Genomic DNA, 19,735 nt, shown 5'->3' with positions numbered 1-19,735 from the left:
CTAACCACGTGTTGGTCGACAGTCCCCCCGAACAGCGCGCGGAGACCGCCCCCGCGCCCCCAAGCCGTCAGGCGATACGCGCCGTTGGGCTCCTCGCGTCCCTGGCCCTCCTGGTGCTCGTCGCGTTGGCGAGTATCGCGATCGGTGCGAAAGTGCTGCCGCTGGACCAGGTCTGGCACGGCCTGTTCCACGGTACGGGGACGTACTCCGACGTCGTGGTGGACGACCGGATCTCGCGTACCGTCCTCGGGCTGCTCGTCGGCGCCGCGCTCGGACTGTCGGGTGCCGTCCTGCAGGCGCTCACCCGCAATCCGCTGGCCGACCCCGGACTGCTCGGCATCAACGCGGGCGCGTCGGCCGCGGTCGTCACCGCCATCACCTACTTCGGTGTCACGAGCCTGAGCGGCTATGTGTGGTTCGCCTTCTTCGGCGCGGCCTCGGTCGGGGCGCTGGTCTGGTTCCTGGGCGGCAGCCGCGGCGCCACCCCGGTGCGGCTCGCGCTCGCCGGCACGGCGATCAGTGCCGCGCTCTACGGCTATCTGCAAGCCGTGATGATCATGGACGACGCGGCGCTCGGCAAGATGCGCTTCTGGACGGTGGGTTCGCTGGCCTCGGCCACCGACTCGACCATTCGGCAGGTGCTGCCCTTCCTGGTGGTCGGCGCGGTCGTCGCGCTGGCGCTCGCCCGGCCCCTGAACGCCATGGCCATGGGCGACGACACCGCCCGCGCGCTCGGCGCCAACCTGAACCGCACCCGGGCGCTGTCCATGGCCGCGGCCACCGTGCTGTGCGGCGCCGCGACCGCGGCCTGCGGGCCGATCGTCTTCGTCGGGCTCATGGTCCCGCACGTGGTCCGCTCCTTCACCGGGCCCGACCTGCGCTGGATCCTGCCGTACGCGACCGTGCTGTCGCCCGTGCTGCTCCTCGGCGCCGACGTCGTGGGGCGGATGGTCGCCCGGCCCGCGGAGCTGCAGGTCGGCATCGTCACCGCGGTCCTCGGCGGGCCGGTCTTCATCTATCTCGTACGACGGCGGAGGACGGCCCAGCTGTGACGACCACACGTACCCGAGCCGTGCGGACGCGCGGCGGTCTCTCCGTCCGGTTCGACGTCCGGGCGTTCACCGTCGTCGTACTGCTGCTGGTGGCCGCGCTCGCCGCGAGCGTGGTGCTGATCGGCACCGGCGACTTCCCGATCCCGGCCGTCGACGTCCTCAAGACGCTCGTCGGCAACGGGAACGCGGGCCAGGAGTTCATCGTCAACGACCTGCGGCTGCCGCGGGTGCTCGTCGGCCTGCTGGTCGGGGCCTCGCTCGGGCTCGGCGGGGCACTGTTCCAGTCCATCTCCCGCAACCCGCTGGGCAGCCCGGACGTCCTCGGCCTCGGCCAGGGATCGACGGCCGGGGCGCTCATCATGATCGTGCTGTTCTCGGGCAGCGCGAACCAGGTCGCACTGGGAGCACTCGTCGGCGGCCTGGTGACCGGGCTCGCCATCTATCTGCTCGCCTGGAAGCGGGGCGTCCACGGATACCGACTGGTCCTGGTCGGTATCGGAGTCTCCGCGATCGTCACGGCGGTCAACGGCTATCTGCTGACCAAGGCGGACATCGTCGACGCGGCCCGCGCGGTCGTCTGGATGACCGGCTCCCTCAACGGCCGTGACTGGGCGCAGGTCTGGCCGCTGCTCGTCCTGTGCGGCGTCCTCGTCCCGCTCGTCCTCGGCAACGCGCGCGGGCTGCGCATGATGGAGATGGGCGACGACGTGTCGTACGCCCTCGGGGTGCGCGTCGAGCGCGTACGACTGCTGCTGATGCTGGCCGCCGTGCTGCTCACCGCCGGCGCCACCGCCGCCGCGGGCCCGGTCGGCTTCGTGGCGCTCACCGCGCCGCAGCTCGCCCGGCGGCTGACCCGCTCGCCGGGACCGAACCTGGTGCCGTCGATGTGCATGGGCGCGACCCTGCTGATCGTCGCGGACTGGGCCTCGCAGCGGGCCTTCGGCGCCGATCAGCTGCCCGTCGGCGTCGTGACGGGGGTCCTGGGCGGGATCTATCTGCTGTGGCTGCTGGTCACCGAGCGCAAGGCGGGCCGGATATGAGCGCCGCAGCGAACAAGAACACTCAAAGGAGCACTGTGAACCGCCTGTCCGCCGACAACGTCACCCTCGGCTACGACCAGCGCGTCATCGCGGAGAAGTTGTCGGTGGAGATTCCCGACAACTCCTTCACCGTGATCGTCGGCCCGAACGCCTGCGGCAAGTCCACGCTGCTGCGCGCCCTGTCGCGGATGCTCAAGCCCTCCGAGGGACGCGTGCTGCTCGACGGGCAGGTCATCCAGTCGATGCCCGCGAAGAAGGTGGCCAGGACGCTCGGGCTGCTGCCGCAGTCGTCGATCGCGCCGGACGGGATCACGGTCGGCGATCTGGTCGGCCGGGGCCGCTACCCGCACCAGGGCCTGCTGCGCCAGTGGTCGACGCAGGACGAGCGGGTCGTACAGGAGTCGATGGCCTCGACCGGCGTCGCCGAACTGGCCGATCGCTATGTCGACGAACTGTCCGGCGGCCAGCGGCAGCGCGTGTGGATCGCGATGGCACTCGCCCAGCAGACCCCGCTGCTGCTGCTCGACGAGCCGACGACCTACCTCGACATCCAGCACCAGATCGACGTGCTCGATCTGTGCGCCGAACTCCACGAGGAGCAGGGGCGCACCCTGGTCGCCGTCCTGCACGACCTCAATCACGCGGCCCGCTACGCCACCCACCTCATCGCCCTGCGCGAGGGCCGGGTCGTCGCCGAGGGCGCGCCGAACGACATCGTCACGGCCGAACTGGTCGAGGAGGTCTTCGGGCTGCGCTGCCAGGTCATCGACGACCCGGAGACCGGGACGCCGCTGGTGGTGCCGGCGGCACGCAAGGCCCGTGTGAAGGTGGCCGCCGGAGCCGCTGCCGCCGAAGCCGCTACAGAAGCTTCCTGAGGCGGAACAGGTCGAGCAGGGCCGCCTCCAGCCGCACCCGGCCCGAGCCCCAGGCCTTGGCGAAGTTCAGCTGCCCGTCGACCATGGCGACCAGGTCGTCGCCGGACATGGCGAGTCTGATCTGGGCCTTCTCGACGGGTGGACCCTGGAGGGTGTCGAGCACCTCGATCCGGCCGCCCTTGAGGCGACCGACGAAGGTGACGTCGAGGTCGGTGATACGGCAGCTGAGCGAGCGGTCCAGGGCCGCCGCCTCGCGTACGTTCCCGTCCGCGCCCGCCATGTTGTCCGAGAGCTTGTCGAGTGCGCTGCGGCACTCCTCAATCGTGGCCATCGCGGTCGACGGTACCGCAGCGCTTCGGGGTAGCGTCGGGGCATGAACGAGTCAGTGCCGGAGGTCGGGACTCCGCAGGGCCCGATGCCGGAGCCGGAGGTTCCGGTCGAGGTCGAACCCGAACTCGAGTACGACCCCGCCGCCCCGGCCCCGCTGGACGTGGACCGCACCCCCACCGGGAACGCCGAGGTCGACGCCCAGCTCGACCGGCTGGGCGACGCCGACCACCTCGCCACGGACGGACATGTCGAGGTGTACGAGGATGTACACCGGGGGCTGCGCGACGCGCTCACCGCGCTCGACGCCCGCCCGGGACCTCCGGCGCCCCCTACGCCGTACGACCGCAGGAGCTGAACCCAACGTGGCAGGAGTGGCACGCCGCCGCCTCGACGCCGAGCTGGTCCGCCGGAAGCTCGCCCGCTCGCGCGAGCACGCCAGCCAGCTGATCGCCGCCGGCCGGGTGAGCGTCGGCAAGACCCTCGCGACCAAACCCGCCACCCAGGTGGAGACCGCGGCCGCGATCGTGGTCACCCAGGACGACAGCGACCCCGACTACGTCTCGCGCGGCGGGCACAAGCTCGCGGGCGCCCTGGCGGCCTTCGTACCCCAGGGACTGAAGGTCGAGGGGCGGCGGGCGCTGGACGCCGGAGCGTCCACCGGAGGCTTCACCGACGTACTGCTGCGCGCGGGCGCCTCCCACGTCGTCGCCGTCGACGTCGGCTACGGTCAACTCGCCTGGTCTCTGCAGAGCGATGAACGCGTCACCGTCAAGGACCGTACGAACGTACGCGAGTTGACGTTGGAGGCGATCGATGGGGAGCCCGTGGATCTTGTTGTCGGGGATCTGTCCTTCATCCCGCTCGGCCTGGTGCTGCCCGCCCTCGTGCGGTGCGCGGCGCCCGACGCCGATCTGGTGATGATGGTCAAGCCGCAGTTCGAGGTGGGGAAGGAACGACTGGGGAGTGGTGGAGTCGTACGCAGTCCGGAACTGCGCGCCGAGGCGGTGCGCGGCGTGGCCCGGCGGGCCGCGGAGCTGGGGCTCGGGGTGAAGGGCGTGACCGCGAGTCCGCTGCCCGGACCCTCGGGCAATGTCGAGTACTTTCTGTGGCTGCGTGCCGGGGCACCCGAACTCGACCCGGCCGACGTTGACCGTGCAGTGGCGGAGGGGCCGCGTTGACAGAGACCCGAGCTCGTACTGTTTTCCTGCTCGCCCACACCGGGCGGCCGGCCGCGATCCGCAGCGCCGAACTCGTGGTGCAGGGGCTGCTGCGCTCCGGGATCGGGGTGCGTGTGCTGGAGGCGGAGGCGGCCGATCTGCCGCTGCCGCCCGAGGTGGAGCTGGTGAAGGAAGCCACTCCGCAGTGCCTCGACGGATGCGAACTGCTGATCGTGCTCGGCGGCGACGGCACCCTGCTGCGCGGCGCCGAGTTCGCCCGCGCCTCCGGCGTGCCGATGCTCGGCGTCAACCTCGGCAGCGTCGGCTTCCTCGCGGAGGCCGAGCGTGACGACCTCGACAAGGTCGTCGACCGGGTGGTGACCAAGGCGTACGAGGTCGAGGAACGCATGACCGTCGACGTCGTCGTCCACCAGAACGGCGACATCGTGCACACCGACTGGGCGCTCAACGAGGCCGCCGTGCAGAAGGTCTCCGCCGAGAAGCTCCTCGAGGTCATCCTGGAGATCGACGGGCGGCCGGTCACCGGCTTCGGCTGCGACGGCATCGTCTGCGCGACCCCGACCGGGTCCACGGCGTACGCCTTCTCCGCCGGCGGACCCGTCGTCTGGCCCGAGGTCGAGGCGCTGCTCATGGTGCCGATCAGCGCGCACGCGCTGTTCGCCAAGCCGATGGTGACCTCGCCGAACTCGGTGCTCGCGGTGGAGGTGCTGCCGCACATTCCGCCGGGGGTGCTGTGGTGCGACGGGCGGCGGACGGTGGAGCTGCCGCCGGGGGCCCGGGTCGAGGTACGGCGGGGGGCCGTGCCGGTGCGGCTGGCTCGACTGCACCACGCCTCGTTCACCGACCGGCTGGTGGCCAAGTTCGCGCTGCCGGTCTCCGGCTGGCGCGGGGCGCCGCACTGACGCACCCGCCAGGTCCACTCCCGTGGGTGACAAGGCACCGTTTGTAGGTGCTTGTCACCTGCGGGTTCGCGGCTGCGGGGCGGGGGCCGTCGCACATCCGTGGCTGGACCTCGTAAGGTCGTGTCCGTGTTGGAGGAGATGCGGATACGGTCGCTCGGAGTCATCGACGACGCGGTCGTCGAGCTGTCGCCAGGCTTCACCGCCGTGACGGGTGAGACCGGCGCGGGCAAGACGATGGTGGTCACCAGCCTCGGGCTGCTGCTCGGCGGGCGCGCGGACCCCGCCCTCGTACGGATCGGCGCCAAGAACGCCGTCGTGGAGGGGCGGATCACCGTACCCACGGGCGGTACGGCGATCGTACGGGCCGAGGAGGCGGGCGCCGAGCTCGACGACGGCGCGCTGCTGATCAGCCGTACCGTTTCGGCCGAGGGGCGCTCACGGGCGCACCTGGGCGGCCGTTCCGTCCCGGTGGGCGTGCTCGCCGAGCTGGCCGACGAGCTGGTGGCCGTGCACGGGCAGACCGACCAGCAGGGGCTGCTCAAACTGTCCCGGCAGCGGCAGGCGCTCGACCGGTACGCCGGGGACGCGGTCGCCGTGCCGCTCGCCAAGTACGTGGGGGCCTACCGGCGACTGCGGGCCATCTCGGCCGAGCTGGACGAGATCACCACACGCGCGCGTGAGCGGGCCCAGGAAGCCGACCTGCTGCGCTTCGGACTCGAGGAGATCGCGGCGGTCGAGCCGCGCGCGGGCGAGGACGTGGAGCTGTCGGCTGAGGCGGAGCGGCTCGGGCACGCGGAGGCGCTCGCGTCCGCCGCCACGTCCGCCCACGCCGCGCTCGCGGGCAATCCCGAGGACCCCGAGGGCATCGACGCGGCGACGCTCGTCGCGGGCGCGCACCGGGCCCTGGAGGCCGTACGGTCGCACGACGCCGCGCTCGCCGGGCTGTCCGGGCGGATCGGGGAGATCAACATCCTGCTGCGCGACGTGGCGGGGGAGCTGGCCGGGTACGCCGACGACCTCGACGCCGATCCCTTGCGGCTCGCGGCCGTCGAGGAGCGCCGCGCCGCGCTCAGCCAGCTGACCCGGAAGTACGGCGAGGACATCGACGCCGTACTCGCGTGGGCCGAGCAGAGCGCCGCGCGGCTCCTCGAACTCGACGGCGACGACGAGCGGATCGACGAGCTGACCGGCGAGCGGGACGCGCTGCGGGCCGAACTGGGCGGGCTTGCCCAGGCGCTGACGGACGCCCGCACCGAGGCCGCCGAACGGTTCGCCGCCGCCGTGACCGCCGAGCTGGCCTCGCTCGCCATGCCGCACGCGCGCGTGTCGTTCGAGATCCGGCAGACCGACGACCCCGAGGGCGTGGAGCTCGGCGGGCGCACCGTCGCGTACGGGCCCGCGGGTGTGGACGAGGTCGAGCTGCTGCTCGCCCCGCATCCCGGAGCGCCGCCGCGGCCCATCGCCAAGGGGGCCTCCGGTGGTGAGCTCTCACGCGTGATGCTCGCGGTGGAGGTCGTCTTCGCGGGGACCGACCCTGTGCCGACGTATCTCTTCGACGAGGTCGACGCCGGTGTGGGCGGCAAGGCCGCGGTCGAGATCGGGCGGCGGTTGGCCAAGCTCGCCAAGAGCGCCCAGGTCGTCGTGGTGACTCATCTGCCGCAGGTCGCCGCGTTCGCCGACCGGCAGCTGCTGGTCGAGAAGACCAACGACGGGTCTGTGACGCGCTCCGGGGTGAAGGTGCTCGAGGGGGAGGAACGGATTCGGGAGCTGTCCCGGATGCTGGCGGGGCAGGAGGACTCGGAGACGGCCCGGGCGCATGCGGAGGAATTGTTGGCCACGGCTCGGGGCGACCGGTAGTTCCTTGCGTCCGCGGGCGGGGGCTGGTTCTTGCGTCGCTCCGCGGTCTTCTCTTCGCCGCTCCGCGGCCCCCCGAACCCGCCCGCTCCGCGGGCCCCTGGAGTTGTCGCATGATCACCAGCTTCGGTACCGCCGTCGCCGTCACCCGCGCCACCCTCGCAGGCCTGCGCACCAAGACCCCGGGCGGCCCGGAGCGCTGGCAGCGCACGAACTACGCCGGGCGCACCGTCGAGTTGTACGCCGGCCCCGCCACCGCCCTCGGAGCGGCGCTCGCGGCCGCGCGCGTCCACCGGGGCGCCGGGGCCGCGGTCCTGGCCGCCGGGGCGTGCGGCGCGTACGACGACGTGGTCGGGGCGGGGGACCCCCGCCGGGGGTTCCGGGCGCATCTGGGGGCGCTGAAGGACGGGGAGGTGACCAGTGGGGCGGTCAAGCTCTTGGGTATCTCGGCCGCGGGGCTGGTGGCGGGGGCCCTGCTCAAGGAGCGGCCCGTGGACAAGCTGCTCGCGGGGGTCGTGATCGCCGGGAGCGCGCACTTCGTCAACCTCGTGGACGTCCGGCCGGGGCGGGCCGCCGGTGCGGTGCTCGCGCTGGGGGCCCCGGGGCTGCTGCGGGGCGGACCCGCCGGGCGGCTGTCGGCCGCGGCGATGGGTGCGGCGGCGGCCGTGTTCCCCGACGATCTCGGCGAGCGCGCGATGATCGGCGACACCGGGGCCCACGCGCTCGGCGCCGCGCTGGGCAGCGCGATCGTCGCGGGCAACGGACGGGCCGGGCTCCTCGCCCATGCCGCGGCGCTGGTGGCCGCGACCGTGTACGGGGACAAGGTCAGCGAGGCGGTCGCGCGACCGCTGGGGTGAGGGGCGGACACTCCGACGGGCATCCAGCGAAGGACAACCCGTCGCGAAGACACGCGACTTGTCACTCTTGTGGGTGACAGCTGTCGTCGAGTTGGGCGCAGCGCCGCAAGGCTTGCTCCGATGGCGGTCCCGGAACACCCGTACGGCCTGGCATCCTTGGCGTAGTACGCGGAGCACGACGTGCGGTACACCCCCACTGCCTTTCCCTCTGTACGTTCTCCGTGCCCGTCCGACGCCGAACCAGGAGCCCCGGCCACGTGAGCAGCCACTCACCGCACGGTCAGTCGCCGTTGCGCACCGTGCAGGTGCTCGGCGGCGCGAGCGCGGGCAGCAGCGCGCATGTGCGGTCGCTGGCCTCGGGGCTCGTCGCCCGGGGTGTGCGGGTCACCGTGTGCGCACCTGCCGAGGCCGACCTCGCGTACGGGTTCAGTGGCGTCGGGGCCCAGCACGTTCCCGTGCCGCGCAGCAGTGATCCGGCCGCCGTGGCCGCGCTGCGGGTGGCCTGCGCGGACGCCGATCTCGTGCACGCGCACGGGCTGCACGCCGCGCTGCGGGCCGCGCTCGCGCTCAGCGGCCGGCGCACCCCGCTCGTCGTCACCTGGCACACCCGTTCGCACGCGGAGGGGGCGCGGGCGCATCTGCTGCGGCTGCTGGAGCGGCGGGTCGCCAGGGCCGCGGCGGTGGTGCTGGGCTCCTCGCCCGACCTCGTGGACCGCGCCCGCAGGCGCGGGGCGCGGGACGCCCGGCTCGCGGCCGTCGCGTTCCCGACGCCACGCAAGGCCGTCGAGTACGGGGACCCCGACCGGCTCTGCCACAAGGCGCGGGCCGAACTCGGCGCCACCGACCGCCCGTTGCTCATGGCCGTCGGCTCCCTCGACCGGCACCGCGGATACGACACCTTGCTGGACGCCTCGCGCGCGTGGCGCTCGCTCGACCCCGTGCCGCTCCTGGTGATCGCCGGGGAGGGGCCGCTGCGGGCGGTCCTCCAGCGGCGGATCGAGGACGAGGAGCTGCCGGTGCGGCTCGTCGGGCGGCGCGACGACGTCTCCGAGCTGCTCCTGGCCTCCGATCTCGCGGTGCTGCCAAGCGGTCGGGAGTCCCGTTCCGTGCTCGCCCAGGAGGCCCTGCACGCGCGTGTGCCGCTCGTCGCGACCGCCGTCGCAGGTATCCCCGAACTGGTCGGCGACGCGGCCGAGCTCGTCCCGTGCGCGGACGCCGACGCGCTCGCCGCGGCCGTCGTACGGCTGCTCGGGGACGACGATCGCCGGGAGTTGCTCAAGGAGCGGGGGGTGCGGCAGGCCACGACCTGGCCGACCGAGGACGAGACCGTCGCCCAAGTGCTCAGCGTCTACGACGAGTTGACCCAGGCGAGACCCCTTGCCTAGGGGGCGCCCGGTCGTTCAGGGCACGTGTCGTCGCGCTCGCAGTGCCAGGCTCAACGCCAGTACCGTCTGCGGGTCGTCCAGGTCCGTGCCCAGCAACTCCCCGATCCGGGCGAGGCGGTTGTAGAGGGTCTGCCGGTTCAGGTGCAGCTCGCGGGCCGTCTCCGCCTTGCGGCCCGCGTGCGCCAGGTACGTCTCCAGGGTGGGCAGCAGCGGCGGCTTGGAGCGGAGGTCGTGGTCGCGCAGGGGGCCGATGGCACGGTCCACGAAGGCCGCCAGGTCCGGATGGTCGCGCAGCCGCCACAGGAGCAGGTCGGTGTCGAGGCGGCGGGCGTCGTACCAGGGGCGGTCCGTCAGGCCCTGCGCGGCCGTCGCCGTCTCCGCCGCGTGCCGCAGGCCCGCCGAGGCCGCCGCCCAGCCGCCCGCGACCCCGACCACCACCACGGGCGGCTGTGCCCCCGGCCGCTGCATGCCCGCGCGCTCCACGCCCGCCCTGAGGGCCGCCGCGACCCGGTCCGCGACTGCCGCGCGCTCGGACTCCGAACGCAGGCCCAGCAACAGGGGGACGCGGCCCTCCACCGGGCGTACGCCCAACAGGACCGGCACACCCACCGAGGCCAGCTCCTCCGCGACCGCGCGCGCCAGGACGGCCCAGCCGCCGCCGGGGGAGGGGCCGTCGGCGAGCCGCATCACGACCGGCAGGAGCGGACTGTTGCCGGGCTTGAAGCCGAGCACGCGGGCCTGCGCGGGAGCGTCCTCGGCGGCGATACGGCCCTCCGCGAGGTCGGTGAGGAAGTCGCCGCGTCCGCGTGCCGCGAGTTCCTCCTCCTGGCGGGCCTGCATGAGGACGACGGCCAGGATGCCCGCGGCCCGCTCCGCCGCGATCCGGTGCACGGGGGCGACCGGGGCGCTGACGGGCAGGAGGACCAGCCGGGCGCGTACCGAACCGGTGCCGTGGCCGCCGCCCGGCACGTCCACGAGGGTCGTCCCGGCGGGCGGCTCCTCCTTGTGCTGGCCGCGCATCCCCTCCCACACCTGGAGCGGATCGGCGCCGGCGGAGCCGGCCCCCGCGGCGTACAGGAGCTGTCCGTCCGCGGTCTCCAGGAAGACGGGGTTGCCGCTGAAGTCCGCGAGGATGCCGAGGACCTGGGGTATGCCCCCACCGCCCAGCAGGGCCTCGGTACAGCGCCGGTGCACTTCCTCGGCCCGCTGCAGCAGCGCGTAGTGGCCGTTGACGATCTCGGTGTGGATCTCCTCCGTGACCGCCACGAAGGGCACCTCGCGGTGCAGCTGGACCAGCGGGAGACCGGCGGAGCGGGCCGTCTCCACGAGGGCCGCGGGCAGCCGGGTGAAGCGCGGGCCGAGTTCCACGACGAGCGCCGCGATACCGCGCTCCGCGAGGGTGCGGACGAACGCGCGCTGGTCGGCGGGGCGGGTGCCGAGGCCGTAGCCCGTGGTCAGGAGCAGTTCGCCGCCCTTGAGGAGCGAGGCGATGTTCGGGACCTCGCCCGCGTGCACCCAGCGCACGGTGCGGCCCAGCCGGTCGGCGCCCGCGAGGATCTCCGGCAGACCGCTGCGCAGCCCGGGCAGCTCCAGCGCCCGCTGCACGGTGATTCCGGCGCCCTGGGTGTCGTATCGACTGTCCAAGTGGCTGTCCAAACGGCTGTCCATGCAGCGGACGCTACCCGGGGAGGCCTCCCGGGGGCATGTCCGAGGCCGGGCCGCTCACTACCGGGGCAGGATGTTGTGGTTGAAGCGGAAGACGTTGTCCGGGTCGTACGCGGCTTTCACCGCGGCCAGCCGTCGGATGTTCCCGGCGCCGAGGCCGGCCACCACGCGGTCGACGCCCTCGTCGCCGACGAGGTTGAGACAGACGGCGCCGGTGCTCCACGGCCGGAAGGCGGCGCGCACGTCCTCGACCCACTGGACGCAGCGCCTGTCGTCGGCCGGGTCCTCCCACATGCCGAAGGGGTGCACGGTCCACCGGGCGTTCCGGAACGGCACCGGGAAGCGTTCCGGGCCTGAGGCGATCGCGCCGCCCTGCGGGAACAGCGAGCACCGGGTGGCCGTGGGCACGGGCATGGCCTTCCCCAGCTCGCAGAAGACGTCCACGGCGTCGTCGGGCAGGCCGGTCAGGGACTCCGCGGAAGAGTGGCTCCTCAGGCCCGGCGGGCTGTCCAGGATCCGCTGGAAGGCGGCGTAGGGGAGGGGCGTGAGGATCACGGCCTCGTGAGGCAGCGCCAGCAGCGGCCGGGCGAGCTTGCGGAGGTCCTGCTCGGGGCCCGGGTACGTCAGGAGTGCGTCGACCAGCTGTGTGCGGATGATGCCGCCGCCCGTCTCCGGTGGGGCGGCCTCGATGATCTCGCGGTAGGTGCGGATCACGTCCGGGCCGGACTCCGGGCGGTATGTCAGCAGGGCGATCGAGAAGTCCGGCAGCGGGTGCGGTCTCAGGGTCAGTGCGGTGGCGACGCCGAAGTTGCCGCCACCGCCGTGCAGGGCCCAGAAGAGTTCCGGGTTCTCGTGATCGGTGGCCCGGATCTGCGAGCCGTCGGACGTGACCAGTTCGACGCCGAGCAGGTTGTCGACGGCGAGGCCGAAGGCGCGGTCGAGCCAGCCGGTGCCGCCGCCGAGGGCGAAGCCGGCGACGCCGGTGGTCGAGTTCCGGGCGCCGGTGGTGGCCAGGCCGTGGGGCCGGGTCGCCTGGTCGAGGTGGCTCATGAGGGCGCCGCCCTCGACCCGTACCGTCCGGGAGCCGGGGTGAACGGTCACCGTGCGCATCCGGCGCAGGTCGATGACCAGGCCGTTGTCGTTGAGCGACATCCCGGCCGGGCTGTGGCCGCCGGCCCGGATCGCGATGTGGAGGTCCAGGTCCCGCGCGAAGCGGACGCAATGGACCACGTCCGCCGTGGTCTCGCACTGGGCGATCACTGCGGGGTGGCGGTCGATGCGGGTGTTGAAGAGCTTGCGGGCGTTGTCGTAGCCGGGGTCTTCCGGCCTGAAAGCGTCGCCGGTCAGGTTTGCGCGTAGGGCGGCGAGGCGGGTGTGGGCCTTCGAGAAGGGGGACATCGCGGTTGCCCCCTTTTTTTCAGTAGGGGACGGGACTGCTTTCAGCCTAGGGGCTTGTCGCGAGGCTGCGGGTCGTCGGTGGGGGCTGGTCGCGCAGTTCCCCGCGCCCCCAAGGGCCGCGGCCCACGCCCCCGCAAGGGGAGCGTGGGCCGCTGTCGCGGTGGTTGTCAGCCGCCGTATGCCCCGCTCGCCGTCAGCCTCAGGGCCGTGTCGATCAGGGGCACGTGGCTGAAGGCCTGCGGGAAGTTGCCCACCTGGCGCTGGAGGCGGGGGTCCCATTCCTCGGCCAGGAGGCCCAGGTCGTTGCGGAGGGCCAGGAGCCTTTCGAAGAGCTTGCGCGCCTCGTCGACGCGGCCGATCATCGCCAGGTCGTCCGCCATCCAGAAGGAGCAGGCCAGGAAGGCTCCCTCGTCGCCCTCGAGGCCGTCCACGCCCGCGTCCTCGCCGGTGGTCGGGTAGCGCAGGATGAAGCCGTCCGAGGTGGACAGCTCGCGCTGGATCGCCTCGATGGTGCCGATCACGCGCTTGTCGTCCGGGGGGAGGAAGCCCATCTGCGGGATGAGGAGCAGCGAGGCGTCCAGTTCCTTGGAGCCGTACGACTGCGTGAAGGTGTTGCGCTCCTTGTCGTAGCCCTTCTCGCACACGTCCCGGTGGATGTCGTCGCGCAGTTCGCGCCACTTCTCCAGCGGGCCGTCCGCGTCACCGGACTCGATGAGCTTGATCGTGCGGTCGACGGCGACCCAGGCCATCACCTTGGAGTGCACGAAGTGGCGGCGCGGGCCGCGGACCTCCCAGATGCCCTCGTCCGGCTGGTCCCAGTGGTCCTCCAGGTAGCGGATCAGCTTCAGCTGGAGGAGCGAGGCGTAGTCGTTGCGGGACAGGCCCGTCATATGGGCCAGGTGCAGGGCCTCGATGACCTCGCCGTAGACGTCCAGCTGAAGCTGGTGTGCGGCGCCGTTGCCGACCCGTACAGGGCCCGAGTTCTCGTATCCGGGCAGCCAGTCGAGCTCCGCCTCGCCCAACTCCCGCTCGCCCGCGATGCCGTACATGATCTGCAGGTTCTCCGGGTCGCCGGCCACGGCGCGCAGCAGCCATTCGCGCCAGGCGCGGGCCTCCTCGCGGTAGCCGGTGCGCAGGAGGGAGGAGAGGGTGATCGCCGCGTCGCGCAGCCAGGTGTAGCGGTAGTCCCAGTTGCGTACGCCGCCGATCTCCTCCGGGAGGGAGGTGGTGGGCGCGGCGACGATGCCGCCCGTGGGGGCGTACGTCAGGGCCTTGAGGGTGATCAGGGAGCGGACGACGGCCTCGCGGTAGGGGCCGTGGTACGTGCACTGGTCGACCCAGTCGCGCCAGAAGTCCTCGGTGGCCTCCAGGGCCTGCTCCGGCTCGGGCAGCGCGGGGGGCTTCTTGTGTGAGGGTTCCCACGAGATGGTGAACGCGATCCGGTCACCGGGTGCCACCGTGAAGTCCGCGTACGTGGTCAGCGCCTTGCCGTAGGTCTCGCAGGCGGTGTCGAACCACACCGAGTCGGGTCCGGCGACGGCAACCGTGCGCCCCTCGTGCTTGTGCACCCAGGGCACGACACGGCCGTACGAGAACCGCATCCGCAGCGCGGAGCGCATCGGGACCCGGCCCGTGACGCCCTCCACGATCCGGATCAGCTGGGGCGCGCCGTCACGCGGCGGCATGAAATCGGTCACGCGGACCGTGCCGCGTGGGGTGTCCCACTCGGATTCGAGGATCAGCGAGTCGCCGCGGTACGAGCGGCGCGCCGCCGTCGGCGGTTCGGCGTCGGCCGCGTGGGCGGGCCCGAGCCGCCAGAATCCGTGTTCCTCCGTGCCGAGCAGTCCCGCGAAGATGGCATGAGAGTCGAAGCGGGGCAGGCACAGCCAGTCCACTGTGCCGTCCCGGCAGACCAGTGCTGCGGTCTGCATGTCTCCGATGAGTGCGTAGTCCTCGATGCGCCCGGCCACGTGCATCTCCAGTCGAACGGCCACGTCGCCCCCGAGGGGCGGTCGCTCTGCGGTCAGGGAACAGGAACGTTAAAACGTTAGAAGAATGAACGTTAGAACGTTGGTAAAGCGTCGTTGCGGAACGTCAATTATCGGTGCGATTGTCGTTGCGAAACGAACTGACGAGCTCTCGTGGTTCCGGGATACGGGCGGGGATGGTGCCGCGTGCCGGCCGGACTCGGCAGCGAGTGTCCGAGCAGGATACGACGCACGTGGGTGATCCGCGTGCCGCTCCAGGCAACCCGCCTGGTCCGATCGAGTGAGTGCTGTGTGTGGTCTGTGCCGATGGGTGTGCGGAGCGTGGCCGGAAGCAGCCTCCTCGGGTCGCTGATACCCTGGTAGCCCGTGGACCGGTGGGCAAGAAACCCCCGAACCGCAGCGACGGCACCTCCGGAAATCTTCGGACACCACGCCGGTACGCACCCCAGACCGCGACCACGGGAGCCCCCTCTTGGCCATGCCGCCCAAATCCACGACGACCAAGCACATCTTCGTCACCGGGGGTGTCGCCTCCTCCCTCGGTAAGGGCCTGACCGCCTCCAGCCTGGGTGCGCTGCTCAAGGCGCGGGGCCTGCGGGTCACCATGCAGAAGCTCGACCCCTACCTGAACGTCGACCCGGGCACCATGAACCCGTTCCAGCACGGCGAGGTGTTCGTCACCAACGACGGCGCCGAGACCGACCTGGACATCGGACACTACGAGCGCTTCCTCGACGTTGACTTGGACGGCTCCGCCAATGTCACTACAGGGCAGGTGTACTCGACGGTCATCGCCAAGGAGCGGCGCGGCGAGTACCTGGGCGACACCGTGCAGGTCATCCCGCACATCACCAACGAGATCAAGCACCGCATCCGGCGTATGGCGACCGACGACGTCGACGTCGTCATCACCGAGGTCGGCGGCACGGTCGGCGACATCGAGTCGCTGCCCTTCCTGGAGACCGTCCGACAGGTCCGGCACGAGGTCGGCCGGGACAACGTGTTCGTGGTCCACATCTCGCTGCTGCCGTACATCGGCCCCTCCGGCGAGCTGAAGACCAAGCCGACCCAGCACTCGGTCGCGGCTCTGCGGAACATCGGTATCCAGCCGGACGCGATCGTGCTGCGCGCCGACCGCGAGGTGCCCACCGCCATCAAGCGCAAGATCTCGCTGATGTGCGACGTCGACGAGGCGGCCGTGGTCGCGGCCATCGACGCCAAGTCGATCTACGACATCCCGAAGGTGCTGCACACCGAGGGCCTGGACGCCTACGTCGTGCGCAAGCTGGACCTGCCCTTCCGCGACGTGGACTGGACGACCTGGGACGACCTGCTCGACCGCGTCCACAACCCGCTCCACGAGATCAACCTCGCGCTCGTCGGCAAGTACATCGACCTGCCCGACGCCTACCTCTCGGTCACCGAGGCGCTGCGCGCCGGCGGCTTCGCCAACAAGGCCCGCGTGAAGATCAAGTGGGTCACCTCGGACGACTGCAAGACCCCGGCGGGTGCCGCGAAGCAGCTCGGCGACGTCGACGCCATCTGCATCCCCGGTGGCTTCGGCGACCGTGGCGTGTCGGGCAAGGTCGGCGCGATCCAGTACGCCCGCGAGAACAAGATCCCGCTGCTCGGCCTCTGTCTCGGCCTGCAGTGCATCGTGATCGAGGCCGCGCGCAACCTGGCCGGCATCCCGGACGCCAACTCCACCGAGTTCGACTCCGCCACCGCCCACCCGGTCATCTCCACGATGGCCGAGCAGCTCGACATCGTGGCGGGCGAGGGCGATATGGGCGGAACGATGCGACTGGGCATGTATCCGGCCAAGCTCGCCGAGGGCTCCATCGCGCGCGAGGTGTACGACGGCAAGGAGTACGTCGAGGAGCGTCACCGCCACCGCTACGAGGTGAACAACGCCTACCGCGGCGAGCTGGAGAAGAAGGCCGGTCTGCAGTTCTCCGGCACCTCCCCGGACGGCAAGCTCGTGGAGTACGTCGAGTACCCGCGCGAGGTGCACCCCTACCTGGTCGCGACCCAGGCGCACCCCGAGCTGCGCTCCCGCCCGACCCGCCCGCACCCGCTCTTCGCGGGCCTGGTCAAGGCCGCCGTCGAGCGCAAGACGGGCAAGTAACACAAGGGCTGTACGGTGACCGGGGTACGCGTCTTTTGGGACACGTGCCCCGGTTTTCGTTCGGTGCGTAGGAGGAACAGGGCGACATGACGATCAAGGACACCCCCGAGGAGTGGGAAGTCAGGGCCACCGCGACTCCCTTCGTCGGCAACAAGACGTCCGTCCGCACCGACGACGTGGTCATGCCGGACGGATCGGTCGCCCGCCGCGACTACCAGGTCCACCCCGGCTCCGTGGCCGTCCTCGCCCTCGACGACCAGGACCGCGCGGTGGTGCTGCGCCAGTACCGGCACCCCGTGCGCCACAAGCTGTGGGAGATCCCGGCCGGACTCCTCGACGTGCCCGGTGAGAACCCGCTGCACGCCGCCCAGCGCGAGCTGTACGAGGAGGCGCACGTCAAGGCCGAGGACTGGCGGGTGCTGACCGACGTCTACACCACCCCGGGCGGCTGCTCCGAGGCCGTGCGGATCTTCCTCGCCCGCGATCTCTCCGAGGCCGAGGGGGAGCGCTTCGAGGTCGAGGACGAAGAGGCCGACTTGGAGCTGGCCCGGATCCCCGTCGGCGATCTCGTGCGCGGGGTGCTCGCCGGTGAACTGCACAACAACTGTCTCGTCGTCGGCGTCCTCTCCCTGGTCGCCGCCCGCGGCGGCGACGGACTCGACGCGCTGCGCCCGGCCGAGGCGCCCTGGCCGGCCCGCCCGTTCGAGTCCTGACGCACCCCGGACGCTCCTCTCCCACGACCGGATCCCCCAACCGGAACCCGTGACCGGATCCCGCGACCGGACACCATCAGTCCTACGATCGGCTGATCCGATCGGGGGACGTCCCCGCCGTGCTCCGCCCGGATCGTCGCAGAGCGTGAACTAGGCTCTGGAAACGCCCGAACCGGAGTCCCGGCGGGCTTGCGCGCGCAGTGGGACGGGAGCGTGGCCCGTGGCGGATCAGGCGGTGGACACAGACGGCACGAAAGTGTCGTCGGCGGGGCGGCGCCCGGCTGCCGGGTCCGCTCCTACGGAGGGTCAGTTCCTCGGCCGCACAAGAGAGTTGAAGGAACTCAGGGTCGACATCGAGCGCGCGGGCCTGGACACCCTCGCGGGCCGCAAGGCACCCCGCGCGCGCGTGCTGCTCATCGCCGGCAGGCCCGGATCGGGCCGCACCGCGCTCGCCGAGGAGCTCGTACGGCAGGTTGCGGGGAGTTACCCGGACGGGGTGCTGCGCGCCCGGCTCACCGAACCCGACGGCACCCCCGTGCCCACCGAGCGCACCGCGCGGGAGCTGCTGAGGACCCTGGAGCTGCCCGCGCCGGCGGGGGCAGCCGCCGACGACCTGAGCGAGGCGGTGCGCGAGGCCCTCGCCACCCGCCGCGTCCTGCTGCTGCTCGACGACGCGGCCGACGCCGAGCAGGTCGACGCGCTGCTTCCGGACACCCCCGAGTGCCTGGTCGTCGCGGTCTCCGGCGGGCCGCTGACCGGCATCGCGGACGTCCGCCCCTGCACCCTGGGCGGCCTGGACACCAAGTCCGCGCTCGAACTGCTCGACCGCTTCACCGGCTCGGTGCGCATCACCGTCGACCCGCTCGCGGCCGAGGGACTGGTCGAGGAGTGCGCCGGTCAGCCCGCCGCCCTGCGCCTCGCGGGAGGCTGGCTCGCCGCCCGCCCCACCTCGGCCGTCGCCGACCTCGCCAAGCAACTGCGCACCGAGGGCGACGAGAGCACCCCGCTCGGCCGGGTCTTCCACCTCGTCTACACCGCGCTGTCCGCCACCGCCGCGCGGATACTGCGTCTGCTCTCGCTCGCCCCGGCAGGCCTCATCGACCCGCACACCGCGTCCGCGCTGGCCGGCTGCTCGGTGGAGACCGCACGGGCCGCGCTGGACGACTTCGTCGGCTTCGGCCTCGTACGGCCCGTCGAGTCGCGGCTGCCGCAGTACGAGGTGCCCGGCTGCCTGCTGCCGCTGCTGCGCTCCCTCGCCGAGAGCCAGGACCGCCCGGCCGAACTGCAGCTGGCCCGCGCCCGGATGCTGGAGCGGACCGTACGGCTGCTGGTGTCCTGCCGCGCCATCACCGAGACCGACAACGCGCCCGCCCGCGAGAAGCTCGCCGCGCTGCCCCGCGAACTGCGCTTCCCGACCCCCAGGGCGGCCGAGGACTGGCTGCGCCTGCGGCAGCCCGCACTGCTGGCCGCGGCCCGGCTCGCGGTCGCGGACGGGGAGCTGGACACCCTGGCCAGGCGGCTGATGGCCGCGCTGGTGCGGGCGATGGTGGCCCACTTCGGCACCCGGGCCGCGGCGCCCGAGCTGTACGGCATCCACCGCCTCGTCCTCGACGTCGCCGAGCGCCGGGGCCTGCCCCGCGAGAAGGCCGCGGCCCTGCTGAACCTCGCCGACCTGGACGCCCAGACCGGCCGAACGGCCGACGCCCTGGCCCGCTACCGGGCCGCCCTGGACGCCGGACGCGAGGCGAACGACCCGTATGCGACCGGCCGCGCGATGGAATCCGTAGGCGGCGCCCACCAGGAGCTCGGGGACCACGACCGGGCCGCCGACTGGTACGGCAGGGCGCTCGCCCAGCGCCTGGCGCGGGACGAGCGGGTGGACGCCGCCCGGCTGTACGGCCGTATCGCCACCGCGCACACCTACGCGGGCCGCTACGGCGAGGCGCTGCGCAACTGGCGCGCCGCCGTCACCGGACACCGCAGGAACGGCGATGTGCCCGCTCAGGCACGGGCGTTGAGCGAGCTGGCGCGCGTCCAGGAGTACGCAGGGCGGCCCGAGGAGTCGCTGCGCACCTGCCACGAGGCGGTCGAGTGGGCGCGCCGCGCCGAGGACCACCGGCTGCAGGCCGCGCTGCAACTGCGGCTGGCCGACACCCTGGACCGGCTCGGCGACCCCGCCGCGGCGCGACTGCACCGCAAGGCGGCCGAGCGCATGCTGGGTGATGAGCTCCCGGAGAGCGCGACGGCCGTGGAAGACCCAGAAGGCACAGAAGGCACGGAACAAGGCGCTAACGCCTGCGAAATCCGTAGTACATCCGTCGAAGATTGATGCATTGAAAGGCTAGACAGAGAGAACCCCTTCATTAGACT

At 72.3% G+C, this 19,735-nt stretch carries 16 protein-coding genes; 12 read left to right on the top strand and 4 right to left on the bottom strand.

Features of this window, described 5'->3' with window-relative positions:
* Positions 1–8: 8 nt before the first annotated feature.
* From OG798_RS15570 to OG798_RS15560, 3 genes are read left to right on the top strand one after another with little or no spacing between them, the layout of a single operon-like run.
* Positions 9–1,052: a FecCD family ABC transporter permease gene (locus OG798_RS15570; protein WP_328757209.1), complete on the top strand. Its 1,044-nt coding sequence runs from the start codon at positions 9–11 to the stop codon at positions 1,050–1,052.
* Positions 1,049–2,092 carry a FecCD family ABC transporter permease gene (locus OG798_RS15565; protein ID WP_121416572.1) on the top strand — a complete coding sequence of 348 codons (1,044 nt, stop codon included), beginning with the start codon at positions 1,049–1,051 and terminating at the stop codon, positions 2,090–2,092. Before OG798_RS15570 ends, OG798_RS15565 begins: the two co-directional genes overlap by 4 nt.
* Entirely contained in the window at positions 2,089–2,967 is an 879-nt protein-coding gene (locus OG798_RS15560; protein ID WP_121416573.1) for an ABC transporter ATP-binding protein, read from the top strand. Before OG798_RS15565 ends, OG798_RS15560 begins: the two co-directional genes overlap by 4 nt.
* Here OG798_RS15560 and OG798_RS15555 read toward each other — a convergent pair.
* Positions 2,951–3,298: an SCP2 sterol-binding domain-containing protein gene (locus OG798_RS15555; protein WP_095855439.1), complete on the bottom strand. Its 348-nt coding sequence runs from the start codon at positions 3,296–3,298 to the stop codon at positions 2,951–2,953. The genes OG798_RS15560 and OG798_RS15555 overlap by 17 nt on opposite strands.
* A 42-nt stretch (positions 3,299–3,340) precedes the next feature.
* On the opposite strand from OG798_RS15555, the gene OG798_RS15550 reads away from it, so the two are divergent.
* From OG798_RS15550 to OG798_RS15525, 6 genes are all read left to right on the top strand, one after another.
* Positions 3,341–3,652, top strand: coding sequence for a hypothetical protein (locus OG798_RS15550; RefSeq protein ID WP_179436623.1), 312 nt, complete (start codon positions 3,341–3,343; stop codon positions 3,650–3,652).
* A gap of 7 nt (positions 3,653–3,659) precedes the next feature.
* A complete protein-coding gene (locus tag OG798_RS15545) occupies positions 3,660–4,475 on the top strand; it encodes a TlyA family RNA methyltransferase (RefSeq protein WP_075027836.1) in 816 nt (271 codons plus the stop codon).
* On the top strand, positions 4,472–5,377 hold the full coding sequence (locus tag OG798_RS15540) for an NAD kinase (RefSeq protein WP_067364895.1): 906 nt from the start codon (positions 4,472–4,474) through the stop codon (positions 5,375–5,377). The genes OG798_RS15545 and OG798_RS15540 overlap by 4 nt, the downstream gene beginning before the upstream one ends.
* Before the next feature lie 126 nt (positions 5,378–5,503).
* A complete protein-coding gene (recN, locus tag OG798_RS15535; RefSeq protein WP_267061409.1) occupies positions 5,504–7,234 on the top strand; it encodes a DNA repair protein RecN in 1,731 nt (576 codons plus the stop codon).
* Between the two features lie 110 nt (positions 7,235–7,344).
* A complete protein-coding gene (locus OG798_RS15530) occupies positions 7,345–8,088 on the top strand; it encodes a hypothetical protein (RefSeq protein ID WP_121416574.1) in 744 nt (247 codons plus the stop codon).
* 257 nt (positions 8,089–8,345) lie between these two features.
* Positions 8,346–9,473 (top strand): glycosyltransferase family 4 protein, encoded by a 1,128-nt coding sequence (locus tag OG798_RS15525; RefSeq protein ID WP_328757208.1) that lies wholly within the window; start codon positions 8,346–8,348, stop codon positions 9,471–9,473.
* Between the two features lie 15 nt (positions 9,474–9,488).
* Here the strand turns inward: OG798_RS15525 and OG798_RS15520 are convergent, their stop codons facing one another.
* The 3 genes from OG798_RS15520 to OG798_RS15510 all read right to left on the bottom strand — a co-directional run bounded on the left by OG798_RS15520 (position 9,489) and on the right by OG798_RS15510 (position 14,506).
* A complete protein-coding gene (locus OG798_RS15520) occupies positions 9,489–11,141 on the bottom strand; it encodes a PucR family transcriptional regulator (RefSeq protein ID WP_413253531.1) in 1,653 nt (550 codons plus the stop codon).
* Between the two features lie 57 nt (positions 11,142–11,198).
* Entirely contained in the window at positions 11,199–12,536 is a 1,338-nt protein-coding gene (locus OG798_RS15515; RefSeq protein ID WP_097226318.1) for an FAD-binding oxidoreductase, read from the bottom strand.
* Between the two features lie 167 nt (positions 12,537–12,703).
* Complete coding sequence (locus OG798_RS15510; RefSeq protein ID WP_168507782.1) at positions 12,704–14,506, bottom strand: glycoside hydrolase family 15 protein; 1,803 nt, start codon at positions 14,504–14,506, stop codon at positions 12,704–12,706.
* Between the two features lie 496 nt (positions 14,507–15,002).
* Between OG798_RS15510 and OG798_RS15505 the strand changes: the two genes are divergently transcribed.
* The 3 genes from OG798_RS15505 (at position 15,003) to OG798_RS15495 (ending at position 19,694) form a co-directional block, all read left to right on the top strand.
* The gene (locus tag OG798_RS15505) at positions 15,003–16,652 is read left to right on the top strand and encodes a CTP synthase (protein WP_067364904.1); all 1,650 of its coding nucleotides are present in this window, start codon (positions 15,003–15,005) and stop codon (positions 16,650–16,652) included.
* An 86-nt stretch (positions 16,653–16,738) separates the two neighbouring features.
* Positions 16,739–17,365, top strand: coding sequence for an NUDIX domain-containing protein (locus OG798_RS15500; protein ID WP_267061406.1), 627 nt, complete (start codon positions 16,739–16,741; stop codon positions 17,363–17,365).
* A gap of 220 nt (positions 17,366–17,585) precedes the next feature.
* The gene (locus tag OG798_RS15495; RefSeq protein WP_267061405.1) at positions 17,586–19,694 is read left to right on the top strand and encodes a tetratricopeptide repeat protein; all 2,109 of its coding nucleotides are present in this window, start codon (positions 17,586–17,588) and stop codon (positions 19,692–19,694) included.
* Positions 19,695–19,735: the final 41 nt, after the last annotated feature.

Origin of the sequence: Streptomyces sp. NBC_00271, from assembly GCF_036178845.1 — a bacterium.
In the GTDB taxonomy this organism is placed as follows: Bacteria; Actinomycetota; Actinomycetes; order Streptomycetales; family Streptomycetaceae; genus Streptomyces.
The sequence above is the reverse complement of the archived record's forward strand: the minus strand, read 5'-3'. Positions and strand labels throughout refer to the sequence as shown.

Excerpts from the sequence above, each read along its gene's own strand:
- OG798_RS15560 (WP_121416573.1), top strand. The coding sequence starts at position 2,089 with ATGAGCGCCGCAGCGAACAAGAACACTCAAAGGAGCACTGTGAACCGC.
- OG798_RS15555 (WP_095855439.1), bottom strand. The coding sequence starts at position 3,298 with ATGGCCACGATTGAGGAGTGCCGCAGCGCACTCGACAAGCTCTCGGAC.
- OG798_RS15550 (WP_179436623.1), top strand. The coding sequence starts at position 3,341 with ATGAACGAGTCAGTGCCGGAGGTCGGGACTCCGCAGGGCCCGATGCCG.
- OG798_RS15530 (WP_121416574.1), top strand. The coding sequence starts at position 7,345 with ATGATCACCAGCTTCGGTACCGCCGTCGCCGTCACCCGCGCCACCCTC.
- OG798_RS15520 (WP_413253531.1), bottom strand. The coding sequence starts at position 11,141 with ATGGACAGCCGTTTGGACAGCCACTTGGACAGTCGATACGACACCCAG.
- OG798_RS15515 (WP_097226318.1), bottom strand. The coding sequence starts at position 12,536 with ATGTCCCCCTTCTCGAAGGCCCACACCCGCCTCGCCGCCCTACGCGCA.
- OG798_RS15505 (WP_067364904.1), top strand. The coding sequence starts at position 15,003 with ATGCCGCCCAAATCCACGACGACCAAGCACATCTTCGTCACCGGGGGT.
- OG798_RS15500 (WP_267061406.1), top strand. The coding sequence starts at position 16,739 with ATGACGATCAAGGACACCCCCGAGGAGTGGGAAGTCAGGGCCACCGCG.